Below are 14,557 nucleotides of genomic sequence, written 5' to 3'. Positions count from 1 at the left end.
AAGCGAAAATGGTTACGGTCAGGTCAACAAGCTTCAGCTGTTGTTTGTGCTTCAACTTGTTCGTGAACAAAGCTAGCTAAGGTACTGACGTTTTTCATTTTTTCTTGAATGGTTTGTTCTGGGTAATCTTTGAACTTAAGGTTGTATTTTTTCTCGATAGATACCACAAGATCGAGCACCTCGATGCTGTCTAGATCTAGACCGTCACCGATAAGTTGAGCATCATCTTCGATTTCATCAATGCTATCTACCACTTCTAAATTGTCTACAATGATGTCTTGTTTAATAAATTGTGTTATTGATTCTAAGCTACTCATTTTTATATCCTTTTTAGTTTCTCTGGTGTGTAGTTTACGTCTCATTAGCGGTTTTTGAGCAACAACAAGCCCTAGCTGGCTGCAGTGAAGCTGCCAGCTATAGCGTTATCGTCATCTCAAAAATGACTTAGAGAGGGTTACTGCTCATTAAATAGGGCGTTAACCATATTGTTGATTTCGACATCCATCGGCCTATCTTCAATGACTGGTTGGAAGTTGCTGCTGATTTCGTCGAAAAACTCGCGAGAAAGTGCGTTGAGTTTCTCTGCTTTTGCATCTTTCCCATCAACATAAAATGCCTGGCGGATCGCCATTGCCTGAATAGCAATAACTGGCTTGATAAGATCTGTAATACGACGAAGGTCACGTGCGGCGATGGTGCCCATACTGACGATGTCTTGGTTTAGTGCTTCTGTTGTGCGTGAAAATACTGACATAGGGCCTGCATTTTTCAGTGCTTCTGCAACAAGAGAAGAAGAGGTAATTTGCATTGCTTTGAAACCGTGGTGTACCCAAGCTTTGTCGCCAAGATCTTCACGCGCAACCAAGTTGTTAGAAATTCCACCGTTAAGACGGTCGTCAACCAAAATGCCTAATTCACGCTCTAGTAAGGCGCCCATGTTTGCAACGAGTGGCTTGAGGGTATCGCACACCGCTGCAACGTGACCACCGTAGAAGTGACCCGCGTTGAGGATAAGGTCGTTCTCATCATCAAATAGTGGGTTATCGTTCACAGAGTTGATTTCAGTCGTTAGGATCTGTGATGCCCACATCTCAGCATCAATTAATGGACCTAACACCTGCGGAGAGCAGCGAATTGAATAGCTATCTTGTAACCTGAACGTTTCTTGCTTGCCAAACTCAATGTTGTCATCGGTGCGGTTTCTGCGACCTAAACGCTGATCGACGTTAGTTAAGCGTTCTAGAATTTTCTCTGCGCAGATCTGCTGTCCGCGGTGTGGTTTAAGTTCGTGTACGCGTTTATGGAATGGCGATGCACGACCTTCGATAAGTTCGACATAAAGCGCGATCAGTTTACAGCTTAAATCAATGCCGCGGCGGATGTCTTTTAGCGCATTCGTGGCGATGGCAGACATAACCGAAGTACCATTCATGATAGCTAAACCTTCTTTCGGCTTTAGCTTGTATGGCGCAATGTTTAGCTCTTCTAACACTTCAGCGGTTTCACGTAGTTGTCCTTGATAGTACACCTTACGCTTACCACCAAGTGCGGCACCGACATAAGAAAGTGGTGTTAAGTCGCCACTCGCACCCACTGAACCCATAGAAGGGATAGCTGGGATGATGCGGTTGTTTAGAAAGGTTTCCATTTGCGCCAGCAATTCCCAACTAACGCCCGAAAAGCCTTTGGCATTACAGTTCATGCGGATCAATAAAGTCGCGGCACAATCAGACTCTGAAAGGTAATCACCAACGCCACAGCCATGATAAGCAATGAGGTTTTGTTGTAATTCTTCAGAGAGAGAAGTCGAAATACGGTTACTTGCTGAGTTACCAAAACCAGTCGTCACGCCGTATATATCTTCTTGATTTGCTAATTTATTGTCCAGGTATTGACGGTTTTGCTCGATTCTAGCTTTTAGTGCCAATTCGTCCAATTTTACTTTGGATAAGGGCTGAGCTGCGTAATCTTGCACTGACTCCAGAGAAAGTGATTGATCTTGCGAGATGAAAACAATACTACCGAGCTTTTTCTCGACCTGAATTGCTTCCTTTTCTGTGTTGTACTGGTTCATGACTTTCCTACTCTGACTAAAATAATGAATCCGATTGTGATTTTCACAATGCTTATATTTTTGTATGGCGGGAAATTGTTTAGAAAACCCAATCATACTTGTTAGAGGCGAGTACTACTTAACCAACGTCCCGTGTGTGCCAATCCGCTAACTTGGTCGGCTTTGTCGCGATACTATTGTCGCTATCTTTGTTACAAGATTATTTTATTTGTAAATAAAAAATATTAAATGTGATTTTTTGATTGTTGTGTTTTAAGAACGGCGGCTAGGTTAAGCCCGAGTTTTCAGGGTGTCAACACGAAAAATTTGACATTTTAATGTTAATTAAATCTAACGTTAACATAATTGAAATGTTATAAAATGATTGCAATATGGAGTTGTTAATAGCTGTTTTTTATCTCTATGAGATATAAAGAATTAATTGATTTTTAAAGCTAAAACTCTATTTTTATTGCGCGTGGAAAGTTTAATAAAACTGACTTATGACAAATGTCACTATTTTGTATGGTCGGATCTGAAAATGAATAGAATTGACTTATTTCGGCAGAAAGTTGAATTTTTTGTGAATAAAAAATGCGTTATAAATATAAATCTAGACGGCTAACCGTTGAGGTTGCCGGAATATCGGCAGCCTCAAAAACACTAATTAGTTAGTATTCTAAAACGGTGCTCATTAATCCAGTTTCACCGACGACGAGTAAGTAAGAGCGGTCTAGTGATGCATTGCAAAGACTTATAACCTCATCACCCATCATAATATCTTGATTACAGTCATCCACTTGATACCAGCTACTGACTTCTCCTTTATCAAATTCAACGTCTGAACCGTTAATATTTAATGTCATTGTTTTGGAAGCTAATACTCGTACGGTAAATTTATTATCGTGATCGTCTTTAGACTTTCTAACCACCTTTATATCTAAGGTATCGTTGCTATCCTGCATTACAACAAAGTGATAATCTCGGTCATTACTTACCTTAATTTTTTCTTGTTCTATCATGCCAAGCTTGTTGACTGACTCAGCATAAAAACTGATTTCACGGTTGGTGTTATGTTCGTGTGTTATGCGTACGGGTTCTGAACCGGAAGCTAGTACTTTGACGCGATATTTATCGTCAGCGACATTTCGTTCATCACCGTCTAGCTCAGTGTTAGCAAGGTGAAATGCAATTTCATAATCGGTGGCATTAACCAAGTTATATTGGTTTTTATAGATGTCAGAACCGAAGTTGGCGGTCTCGATATCTTCAGACGAACATGCTACCGCTAATAGGGATAGGGTGGCTGCAGTTAGGATACGAAAGTTCATAGTTGATCTCCTTTATCAATATTTTGAACATAGGTCGTTATTCAAGCGATTTCGGAGCAAGAGTATAGGATGGAAAAATGAAAGGTTACTTAATGATGTTTATAAGATGTTAAAAAATGTAGAGTGTAAGGCTTTGTTACAAAATAAGGTACGTAATATATGTCATTTTACTTTCTAACTAGGTGATAAATATTGGCTTTTGTAATAAGTTAAGTTTTATGACAACTACATTTTTAAACATAAATATAAATCCCTATTTGGATTTATAGTGTAGAGCAAGATGATAACGATAAAATCTCTAAGTAAAAGCTTCTCCAAAGAGGTACTGTTTGACAATTACTCACAAGAGTTTGAGCATAATAGAATTTGTTTAGCGGCGCCGAATGGCGTAGGGAAAACCACCTTACTGTGCATGATTGCTGGGCTTGATGATGCGTTCAATGGCGACATTCTATTACAAGACAAGAAAATCGATAAACGCCAAACACTTGTTGCACTTGCGTCAGACAACATTCCATTTCCTGCTTTTTTGCGTGCAAAAGAGTTATTAACTCTCACATCAACCGCATGGCAATGTGATTTTCCTTCGCAGCTTGTAAACGACTTTCAGTTTGAAACCTTTTTAATGACGCGTTACGCGGATCTCTCCTCTGGTAACAAAAAGAAGCTTCAGCTTATTAATGCCTTGATGCGTAATACCCCTTATTTATTGCTCGATGAGCCTACTGCAGCTTTGGACGCGGCAGGCTGCGAATATATCGTTGAGCTCGCGCAAAACTACGCTGGCATGGTGCTGATGACAAGTCATGAGCCTGAACCTTTTTTACAAGTTGGATTTCACTCTGTTCCCTTAGCACCAAAACAGGGTAGTTAATATGCTTTATTACTATCGTTACAGAAAAGCATCACTTTCCTTATCGCTGCAAGCTATAGGCCAGCAACTTCAGCAATTTGGCTTGATGATAGCTGCATTGTTTCAAGTTTATCTGCTAGGTTTTATCGCAATACTATTTATGGGTATAGGTAAAATTGTAGAAAGTGATAATCCCGTTGCACAGGTACAAATTGCGTGGGGATTACTTGCGGCGCAAAGCTTTATTCTATTTGTGTTTCGAGATGCGGTTTTGGACAAAGCGCACCGAAGTTACCACCACACGATCCTGCATCGTACCATCCATCAAAAAGTGGCGGATGGATTGTCCGTACTGGTTGTTCACCCCTTATTATTGATGACGCTAATTCTTTGCTACTCGATTGGAATTGAGAAAATCACACAAGCATGGCATTTACTGTTTTTTGCGGTGACGCAATTCTTCGTTGCTCTTTGTTTTATTTATCGTCCTTTGGGGACCAGTATTGGATTATTGATAACAGCTATTATCAGTTTTGCTGTTGTCGAAATTACTTGGTATTTGATTGCTGTAAACCTAATAGTGTTTGGTTGTGCTGCTTTGCTACCGCGTAAAGTGACGTTATCGGTAATGGTTAAAGGGTTGACGACATTTTGGCTGAGCTTTGCTTACAACCACTATTTTGTGTTGCTTCGGCGCATTGTGATGAGTGTGTTGGTGCTATGGTTTGGCGCGATCTTAAGCGCAGAGCGCCCCGATCTGATGGCAAATTACGTTCCAGGTCTGGTGACGTTAAATCTATTATGGTGGTCGAGCCTTGCCATTGATCTCAAACCTGAAGTCTACGACCGCACTGCATATTGGTTGAGTATAGATAAGCTGCAATCGGCAAAGCAGAGCATCTGGATTATTGTGCTGACGGCTGCCGTCTGTTTTTCAGTGCCTGTCTATATGTTATTAGGACTGAGTGCAGTGAGCCTGTTACCCTATGCCTTTCTACCACTTTTAGTGTTAAGTGCATTAAAAAGTCCACAGCTTTTAGCTATGACTTGGCTCAGCACCTTAGTGCTGAGCTATACCGCGTATGTGCTTTTGTAATGATAATCGTTAGTTGGCAGCTTCTGGTAGGCGAGTCAGTTTCTTGATATCGCCTTCTACACTTTCCATTTTTGCTATGAGTAGATCCCCAAGCGCGTCGATATCGTAGTGCCAAATCAAGTGGCCGACTTTTTTAAGCGTAGGGTTTTGCTCTGGCATCAAGGTGAGTTGCCAAATGTAGTCCCTTTTTGACCAAGCGGATTGCCAATAGATGTCGTTGCCGCGAATTCTTAAGTTACTAAATTGATTGGTTTGTTTTTGACTTAACGCATATTTATTTAACGCTTCTGAGTCGCTTTCGAAGAGCGTCTCGTACTCAAGCAGTAGGTTTTGTTGTAGCACAAACCAGGTTTGTCTTTCGGGGTGATAAAAGACAAAGTCAGCTGTACTATCATGACTGCTGATAAGCGCCCCAGACAAGCTGTATTGGTTTAATGTTTCGCCGTCATAAGCCCATAGTGTTTGCTCATCTATCCAGCCCATGCTTTTGACGGGCAGACTCAGCTGTGAATTGAACTGGGTGAGTGGGCGTTTTCGGTCGTATATCACTAAATCGTTATCACGGTTTGAGGCCAAATAGCTCAGCTCTGGACTCCATACTAAAAAACCAACGTATTCATGCCCCTGATGAAAGGAAAGCTGATTGATTTTATCATCGTGATATAGATACACCTCGCATACGCCGCTGCGCCTCGACATAAACGCCGTTTCCCCCAAGCTGTTGGTCAGTGGTAGATAGTCGATGCTTGAGCTTGAAAATAAGGGGAGATCATCTCGGTCTTTGATATTAACTTGAAAACTCTCCAATGCCGCGAATATATCGCCGCGATTATCGCTTGAGAAGCTTGTGTATAAGCCAATTTCCGTTTCTTTGATGGCTTGACTGTCACCGTCTCTAAAGTGTCGCGATAGGCTGCCATATTGGCTCGCAATCACAGCTTGATGATAAACATCAAACGCAACTGAAGTGACTGGAGCTGACCACTTTAGATGTACCGTGCCATCGAGCGTTTGTAGTCTTGCGAACCCTTGTTTATCTTGAACTAAATAATAGGTTTTATCTTGCCATGCTCGAAGGGCCATTTTTAACCGCTCGTTGGCTGCCAAAGCAAGTGGCAGCTTAACCATTTGATGGGACTCAAGCCGGTAAAGGTGTGCTGCTTTGGCATTATATTGGCCGAACGTTAGGATGAGCTCTTTGTCATTTTTCCAAACGGGTTTAGTACCAACTTGGCACGGAAGAATTTGAGAACTGTGGAAAAATTGCCCTGCGGCAGTCATAACATGAAGTTGACAGCCACTACCTTGATATTGCCAGAATGCCAGCTTATCTGAGTCGGGACTCCAACTTGGAAAGCTGATCCGCGAATCAAAGCGGTGTTCATTTAATTGATAGCCTTGTTTGTTGGCAATAATAAGGTGGGTAAAATCTTTTACATAGGCGATGAGATCTTTGCTTTGGTGGGCATCAACGTCAAATTCAAGGCCAAGCTCATGACTGAGGCTCGAGGTTTCGTAGCGTGATGGTGTTTTTTCTATTGGTGCTTGATTAAAAAAGGCGATTGCTCCAAAGCATAACACTGCCATTGCGACGGCACTGAGTGAAAAAATACGGGACTTGGCGATTACGTTGACTGGTTTTGCCGTATGACGAGGCGCTATTTCATGTCTTTCTAGTGGTGCGATAAAGCGATAGCCCCGCTTTGGGATGGTTTTGATGTAAATCGGGTTTTTAGGGTCGTCCCCGAGCACTTTTCGCAGTTTAGTCAGAAGCTGATAAAGACTATTAGGTTCGACAACCGCATGTTGCCACAGCTGTTCGGTAAGCCAATATTTCTCTAGCACTTCGTTATGATGCTCAATAAAAAGCGCGAGTAACCTTGCCATTTGTGGCTCAAGTTTTACGGTTTCTTGGCTTTGCCTATGTGTTAGGCAATCTTGCTGGAGATCAAACTGCCAATGTCCAAAACAAACCATCTCTACTTCCTGTGCCTGCACGCTGAGTACCAATTTCAATAATTAAAACCAATTGTTCCCATAACGTTAGCGTTTCTTAAGATTAAGTCAATGTTTATAAAGGTTAAGTCAGCTTTCTTCAGAAAAAGTTAAGAACTTTTTACGGCAAAGTTTGTTGCAATAGCAGGCATAACTCTGAGGAAAGTATGTATGAATAAAAGCAATAAATTTTGGCTCGGTTTAAGTTATCCCATGATGGCAGGAGCTGCACTTGCGGAACCTATCGTGGTTGATGGTAAGTTGAATGAAGCGCAGTGGGGTTCAGCTACACAGTTTGAACAATTTGTTCAGGTTGTGCCTGTAACTTTGGCATCTGCCAATGACAAAATTACCGCAAAAGCTTTTGCAACCGCCGACGGTGTTTATATTGGTATTAAAAACTTCCAGAATGAAGCCGAGCGCAAGCGACAATTCAATATCCATGACCGCTTTATGCAAGCTGACTTCAATCGGGTAGTAGTGGACTTTTCAGGCGACGGTAGTAGTGCATATCAATTTTCGGTGACATTAGGTGGCGGCTCGCAAGATGGTGTTGTAACCCCAAGCTTAAACGTGGATTACGATTGGGATGGGGACTGGCACTATGCCAATCACATTGACGATACGTATTGGACCACGGAATTATTGATCCCTTGGCATACCGTGTCGTTTCAGCCAGGAGATGAGCAGGGGCTTACAAAGATTGGGGTTTCGGTACAGTTGTATGAACTTAAAAGTAATTTTATCTATGCAAACCATGAGGATACAACAGCAAATAGTGATTTCTTCCTGACCATGCCAAAGATCGCAGCACAGATCCCCGCGCATTCTCAATTGGCATTTGTGCCTTACTTTGCGCATCAGGCTCAATTTGCACCGCTAAGCACTTCACCTTCCGAGCGCCAGCACCAGTCCGATGTTGGCTTTGATTTGTTTTACAAGCCTTCTCATCATCAGAAGGTGAGTCTTGCCGTGAATCCTGACTTTGGTCAGGTGGATATCGATGATGTTGACGTGAATTATTCAGCCGTGGAAACGCTTCGCACCGATAAACGTCCATTTTTCACCCAAGATATCAGCCTTTTTGACGTTGCTGCACTTGAAAGCACTAAGCTTATTCATACTCGTCGGATAGGGGCATCAAGTGATGATGGTACACGCGCAATCACCCCCATAGATGCGGCACTACGATTTGTGCATAAAGGAAAGTCGGTACAATTTGGTACTTTTGCTGTGTCTGAGTCGGACTTTTCGGACGATATTGGTAAGCAGTTTTTTGCAACAAGAGCTAATTATCGCACGCAAGATTGGCAGGCCGGTGTGCTTGCGACCAAAACAGAACGGCCATTTCTTGAACGCGATGCCATGAGTTATGCCGTTGACGGCCAGTATCGTAGTGATACTTGGTCTTTCAAAGGCGCGCTATTACAAACTGAGGTAGAAACACAAAAGCAACGTGTTACAGGTCAAGGTGTATCGCTAGACGCGGAGTATCAACTTTCTTTACAGACGAAGTTCGCTGCGCGCTACTTTGCTGTGGATGACGAATTTGATAACCGTGATCTCGGCTATATGAAACGCAATGACTGGCAGGTGAGCGAGCTTTATGGTGAATACTCGATGCACCCAAAAGACAGCTGGTTTACCAGGTTTAAGCAGTCACTCACACTGAGGCATGAGCAAAACAATGCTGGAACAGGTTTAGCGGCCAGACAAGCATATTTAGCGCAGTTTTTGTTGGCAAATGGTGGTCAGCTTAACCTCGGGCTAGATTATTACACTAGCGGTAAACAAGACAACTTAGGGCGAGGCACTGAGGTGTTTGAGATGCCAAGCCGTGTGGAGTCTCGGGTCTTTTATCAAAGCCCTTATGTGGGGGATTTTTCTTGGGCTGCGAGTATAGAGCTTGACCAAGAGGGAATATCAGGCTCAGCACAGCAATACGCTGTGGATTTGACGTGGATGCCACACTACAACTGGAACCTTAAGTTGAGTAATTTCTTTAGAAGCGGTGATGGCTGGCTGATGGCGAACGGGCAAAACCGCTTGAGTGAATACGACAGAGATGAGTTTTCCAATAAGTTGGAATTTAATGGTCGGATCACCGACAACCTTGAACTCAGTGGTTCGCTACAGTGGACGATACTTGAAGCGCAAAGTAAGACGATTTATCAAATTACCAATGGCGAGCTTCGCGAAATTCATGGTGACACCAGTTTTGACGACAGGCGCTTAGCAAGCCAGATAAAACTGCGTTATCGCATGGGTGCATATTCAGATATTTTTTTAGTGTATCAACGCGGAGGTGCAAACTTTTCGACACTTGAAAAGTCGCAAGTCGGGCGCAGAGACTGGTTTGGTAGTGTCGCTGATTTATGGCAGCAACCAGTGCAAGACTTAGTGACGTTTAAAGTGCGATATTTATTTTAAAACACTAGAGCTGTGTTCCCCCGGCTCTAATACCAATTTTCTTAATTAAGTGGTCTATTTTGAGGCGAGAAAATCTTGTCGATAACCAGGCAAAAATTTTGTTATTTAGTTGTTCTAAATAAGAAATTTTTAACGCTGTTAGCGTCAGATTTATTCCTTCAAATTGAGCAAGTATTAAGTCAAATTGGTATAATCTGCCAAGAAAAAAGGTCAGAAAATTCTGACCTTTATATCCACGCTAATTGCTATGGTAGTATGGATCACACTACCTAAACAAAAATAGTTATGCTGCGTCTGCTTTACTTGATTCCTTCGTTCTTGCTTTACCGGCAAGTAACTCTTCAGGGTCAAAGTCATCAACGTTGATAACGGCAAGACGTTTTGCTTCAACGGCAGTCAATTTAGCTGCTTCGTCTTCGCTCAGTACACCTGCTTCAAGCCCCATTGCTGCTACTTTATCAAGTTGCATAAACGGTAACTTTTTACCAGTACCACGGCATACCTTTTCAAATAACGGCTCTACGGCAAGAATGTCTTTTAGCGTTTGCTCTTGCTTACCAAGCAAGCACAGAGGCTCATCTTTTAAGTAGATGTGTGTTGCAAGGCGGTCACGCGTTTCGCTAGGTACTTGAAGTAGCTGAGCAAGTTTGTGCTCCATTTTGTCGGTTGGTTTACGAACCGGACGACCAAATGGGAACAGTACCACTTTCAACAAACCACGTAATGCAGCAGAAGGCATGTTGTTGATTAAGTCAGCAAGGGCACGTTGACAAAGGTACAGGTGCTCCTGACAAGACCATTGCACAAAAGGTAAGTCTTCTTTACGACGACCTTCATCGTTATAGCGCTTAAGCGTTGCAGAAACCAGATAAAGGTAGCTTAATAAGTCGCCCAAACGTGCAGAAATACGCTCTTTACGCTTCAGTGAACCACCAAATACAGCCATACAAATATCAGACATTAATGCCAATGATGCACTGTAACGAGCAGCATTACGATAATAAACAGCGGTTTCATCGTTAAATGGTACTTTGGTGAAACGTGCACCGGTTAGCGCTAACCACTTAGTTCTTACCAAGTTCGACATAGTGAAACCGATGTGACCCATCAAGGATTTATCGAAGCTATCAAGCGCTTCTTGTTTATCTTTGATAGAACAAGCTTCAAGTTCAGCCAGTACAAAAGGATGGCAGCGAATAGCGCCTTGACCGTAGATGATCATGTTACGGGTTAGGATGTTTGCACCTTCTACCGTAATTGCAATTGGTGCACCTTGGTAACCACGGCCAACGTAGTTGTTTGGACCTAGACAAATCCCTTTACCACCATGAATATCCATGGCATGGATGGTTGAAGCACGCATTTGTTCGGTTAAGTGGTACTTCAAAATGGCAGAAACAACCGAAGGTTTTTCACCTAAATCTACCGCGCCAGTTGACATAGTCACCGCAGCATCAGAGCTATACGCATAGCCACCAAGTTTCGCTAGTGCCTCTTCAATCCCTTCCATCTTACCGATAGGAAGTTTGAATTGGCGACGAATGCGGCTGTATGCACCACTTGCAACTGCAAGGGATTTAATACCACCGGCAGAGTTTGAAGGTAGCGTAATAACACGACCAACCGACAAACACTCAACCAGCATGCGCCAGCCTTGTCCTGCCATTTTTGCGCCACCGATAATGAAATCGAGTGGTACAAACACGTTTTCGCCTTGGGTAGGGCCATTTTGGAATGGTACATTCAGTGGGAAATGACGGCGGCCAATTTTTACGCCAGGCGTGTTTGTAGGAATAAGCGCACAAGTAATACCTAGCTCTTCTTTATCACCTAATAGACCATCCGGGTCGCGCATCTTAAACGCCAGACCAAGTACAGTCGCAACAGGTGCTAAAGTAATATAACGTTTGTTCCACGTTAGGCTAATACCTAATACTTCTTCACCTTCCCATTCACCTTTACATACCACACCAAAGTCAGGGATAGATGAAGCATCAGAGCCCGCTTCTGGTGACGTTAATGCAAAACAAGGGATTTCATCACCCACTGCTAGACGAGGTAAGTAGTGTTCCTTTTGCTCGTCAGTACCGTAGTGCTGAAGTAGTTCACCTGGGCCTAACGAGTTAGGTACGCCCACGATAGACGAAAGTAAAGTTGATTTACTGGTAAGCTTTTGTAGTACACAAGATTGCGCGTAAGCTGAAAACTCAAGACCACCGTATTGCTTTTTGATGATCATCGCAAAGAACTTGTTGTCTTTTAAGTATTGCCACACGTCTTGCGGTAAGTCAGTCAGCTCATGTGTTGCTTCCCAGTCGTTAAGCATGGCACATACTTCTTCCACCGGACCATCCAAAAACGCTTGCTCTTCAACGCTCAAGCGTGGCTTTGGAAATTGATGAAGTTTATCCCAGTTTGGGTTACCACAAAATAGATCGGCTTCCCACCAAGTTGTACCTGCATCAATCGCTGACTTTTCGGTTTCTGACATTGTCGGCGTAACTTTTTTGAACGCTTTAAATGCTGGAGCCACGATGTACTGCTGACGCAGGTTCGTTACTGAAAGCGGAATAACAATCGCTAAGAAAATTAACCAAGAGATAATGCCAAATGCACCAGCAAAGGTGCCAACTAGCATTGTAACTGCTGCAATACCTAGAGCGGTATTCCAGCTTGCGCGATGATAGCTTGCTGCGCTGAGCAAGGCTAACAACGCGAGAACAAATATAAGTGTCATGTTGTTCTTCCTTATAAGAGGTCTGACCACCCAGTTAGACTAGCTGGTTAACGCTGATATTTCAAGCGTCTTCATACCCTCTATGCGAATTAGTTGATGCCTTGTTGTGACATATTATTTACGTTTTGTACTGAATCTGAGTGTTAAATGAGTCATGCTTCTCATGTCAGTAATTTAAAAGTTATTGATTACACCCCAGCTATAACCTGAGAGAATTTTCAACGCTATTAATTACTGATCGATATTTAAGTGTAATGAACGTAGTGCAATATGACGAAAATGCACATGAAATTTCTTTCAGAGAAGTTCGTTATCTGTGCATTATAATTGCCAAAACTTCATGTCGGATTTGCATTGAAATACACGTTAATGTTTCTACAATTGGGTTAAGCATAGCCACGAAATGGTGCTTTTAAGAATTGCTAAGGAGTAGCAAATGCAGTCCATTTTCTTGGTAGCTATGTGAGTTAGGATTTATCGCTACGACCTAGTGTAGCGGTTGATATTGCTGTCCATGTTAAGGAGAAACAAGATGCAGCAGAGTATTTTTTATCTAGTCACTATTTTGGCCTTTGCCGCCATGTTGTCGGCCTTTCACCTCTTTCCTGAAGCGGTAATTTTTAATGTTTTTAGCAGTTTGTTTGCCGCATTACTTGGCTACCGAGCTTATACCCGTTGGGCTTTATTATTGTGTTGTATTAACGTGTTGGCCATGACGTTTTGTCCTTTGCTTGATTCAGGTGGCTGGTTAAGTCTCAAGGGAGCGGTCGTTTTTGTATGCTGTGTGATGTTTTTTGCAATAGCGTTTGGTTGCAATAAAGCGGTGACACAAAATAAAAGGTTTTATTATTAGTCGCCTAGCTTGCCATGTTAAACTCGACTCAGGCGATGTGTTATCGCCTGAGTACTCGAGACAATAGGTGACAGGAAACCCGCATGCGAATATTAGCCGATCAAAATATGCCCTTAGTTGAGTCATTCTTCTGCGAAATTGGTGAGGTAACACGGTTTGATGGCCGTAACCTTCAACCTGACGAGCTAAAAAACGTCGATATTCTGTTGACTCGCTCAGTCACTAAGGTCAATGAGGCCCTGTTAGCACAAGCAGATAATCTGAAGTTTGTTGGGACTGCGACAATAGGGATTGATCATATTGATACCTCATTGTTGGCCAGCGCCAATATCTCGTTCAGCAGCGCACCAGGCTGTAATGCGATAGCTGTTGCCGAGTACGTGATAAGCGCTCTACTTGCATACGCACAAGAAACTTCCACGCCACTTCAAGATAAAACGATTGCCATCATTGGTGTTGGTAATATTGGCGCGTGTTTGGCATCAAAGCTTAAAGGGCTTGGTCTTACGATATTATTGTGTGACCCCGTAAGACAGCAAGCGGGGACATTGGATTCACATGTAGCCTTAGATGAAGCCTTAGCGCGCGCGGATATCGTGACATTTCACGTTCCATTAGTTAAGCAAGGCCCGCATAAAACGGTTCATCTACTTGATGCACCGCGGATAGCGGCATTAAAGCCGGGTACGGTGATAATCAATGCAAGCCGTGGAGATGTTATCGATAATCAAGCGCTTTTGCACGCGGTAGAGAAGGGGCAAGCGCTCGAGCTGATCTTAGACGTTTGGGAAAATGAGCCGAATATTTTGCAGTCATTATTGCAATATACTCGCTTTGCATCTGTGCATATTGCCGGCCATACGCTAGAGGGTAAGGCGCGAGGCACGCAAATGTTATACGAAGCCGTATGCCGAGAATTCGATTTACCAGCCAGCAAAACGATTAGTGATTTTCTTCCTAAGCCAAGTGTCACTGGCTGCCAATTGCAAAGCACAGCCAACGAGCAGGATATTATCAATTTAGCGCATCTTGTTTATGACATTCGTCGTGATGATGGCATCATGAGAAAACAGCTAAACACATTGGGCTTTGATACCTTGCGTAAAGCATATCCCGTGCGTCGAGAATTTAGTACAATTGCAGTCAATAATGACTCACCAATCAGTGAAAAGCTTTACCAACTTGGCTTTTCTGAGCACAAGAGTTAAG

10 protein-coding genes are annotated in these 14,557 nt (G+C 42.9%); 5 read left to right on the top strand and 5 right to left on the bottom strand.

Features of this window, described 5'->3' with window-relative positions; genetic code table 11:
• Nucleotides 1–23: 23 nt before the first annotated feature.
• The 3 genes from L3V43_RS16035 to L3V43_RS16025 all read right to left on the bottom strand — a co-directional run bounded on the left by L3V43_RS16035 (nucleotide 24) and on the right by L3V43_RS16025 (nucleotide 3,384).
• On the bottom strand, nucleotides 24–317 hold the full coding sequence (locus L3V43_RS16035; RefSeq protein WP_010369398.1) for a phosphopantetheine-binding protein: 294 nt from the start codon (nucleotides 315–317) through the stop codon (nucleotides 24–26).
• A gap of 137 nt (nucleotides 318–454) precedes the next feature.
• Nucleotides 455–2,074: an aromatic amino acid ammonia-lyase gene (locus L3V43_RS16030; protein ID WP_010606259.1), complete on the bottom strand. Its 1,620-nt coding sequence runs from the start codon at nucleotides 2,072–2,074 to the stop codon at nucleotides 455–457.
• Nucleotides 2,075–2,724: 650 nt separating this feature from the next.
• Complete coding sequence (locus tag L3V43_RS16025) at nucleotides 2,725–3,384, bottom strand: hypothetical protein (RefSeq protein ID WP_102056431.1); 660 nt, start codon at nucleotides 3,382–3,384, stop codon at nucleotides 2,725–2,727.
• 280 nt (nucleotides 3,385–3,664) lie between these two features.
• Between L3V43_RS16025 and L3V43_RS16020 the strand changes: the two genes are divergently transcribed.
• Together L3V43_RS16020 and L3V43_RS16015 are read left to right on the top strand one after the other, a co-directional pair.
• The gene (locus tag L3V43_RS16020) at nucleotides 3,665–4,258 is read left to right on the top strand and encodes an ATP-binding cassette domain-containing protein (protein WP_010606261.1); all 594 of its coding nucleotides are present in this window, start codon (nucleotides 3,665–3,667) and stop codon (nucleotides 4,256–4,258) included.
• A gap of 1 nt (nucleotide 4,259) precedes the next feature.
• Nucleotides 4,260–5,333 (top strand): DUF6136 family protein, encoded by a 1,074-nt coding sequence (locus tag L3V43_RS16015; protein WP_237116865.1) that lies wholly within the window; start codon nucleotides 4,260–4,262, stop codon nucleotides 5,331–5,333.
• A gap of 9 nt (nucleotides 5,334–5,342) precedes the next feature.
• Here L3V43_RS16015 and L3V43_RS16010 read toward each other — a convergent pair whose 3' ends face one another.
• Nucleotides 5,343–7,310, bottom strand: a complete 1,968-nt coding sequence (locus tag L3V43_RS16010) for a winged helix-turn-helix domain-containing protein (protein WP_237116866.1) — start codon at nucleotides 7,308–7,310, stop codon at nucleotides 5,343–5,345.
• Nucleotides 7,311–7,499: 189 nt separating this feature from the next.
• On the opposite strand from L3V43_RS16010, the gene L3V43_RS16005 reads away from it, so the two are divergent.
• Complete coding sequence (locus tag L3V43_RS16005) at nucleotides 7,500–9,758, top strand: DUF5916 domain-containing protein (RefSeq protein ID WP_237116867.1); 2,259 nt, start codon at nucleotides 7,500–7,502, stop codon at nucleotides 9,756–9,758.
• Nucleotides 9,759–10,041: 283 nt separating this feature from the next.
• Here L3V43_RS16005 and fadE read toward each other — a convergent pair whose 3' ends face one another.
• Nucleotides 10,042–12,495: an acyl-CoA dehydrogenase FadE gene (gene fadE / locus L3V43_RS16000; protein WP_039496080.1), complete on the bottom strand. Its 2,454-nt coding sequence runs from the start codon at nucleotides 12,493–12,495 to the stop codon at nucleotides 10,042–10,044.
• A 532-nt stretch (nucleotides 12,496–13,027) separates the two neighbouring features.
• Here fadE and L3V43_RS15995 point away from each other — a divergent pair.
• Nucleotides 13,028–13,348, top strand: coding sequence for a DUF6419 family natural product biosynthesis protein (locus L3V43_RS15995; RefSeq protein ID WP_010606266.1), 321 nt, complete (start codon nucleotides 13,028–13,030; stop codon nucleotides 13,346–13,348).
• 83 nt (nucleotides 13,349–13,431) lie between these two features.
• Nucleotides 13,432–14,556 (top strand): 4-phosphoerythronate dehydrogenase, encoded by a 1,125-nt coding sequence (locus L3V43_RS15990; protein ID WP_102056436.1) that lies wholly within the window; start codon nucleotides 13,432–13,434, stop codon nucleotides 14,554–14,556.
• Nucleotide 14,557 lies beyond the last annotated feature (1 nt).

It is taken from the genome of Pseudoalteromonas sp. L23 (assembly GCF_021728455.1).
In the GTDB taxonomy this organism is placed as follows: Bacteria; Pseudomonadota; Gammaproteobacteria; order Enterobacterales; family Alteromonadaceae; genus Pseudoalteromonas.
This window is presented reverse-complemented; position numbering and strand designations above follow the sequence as displayed.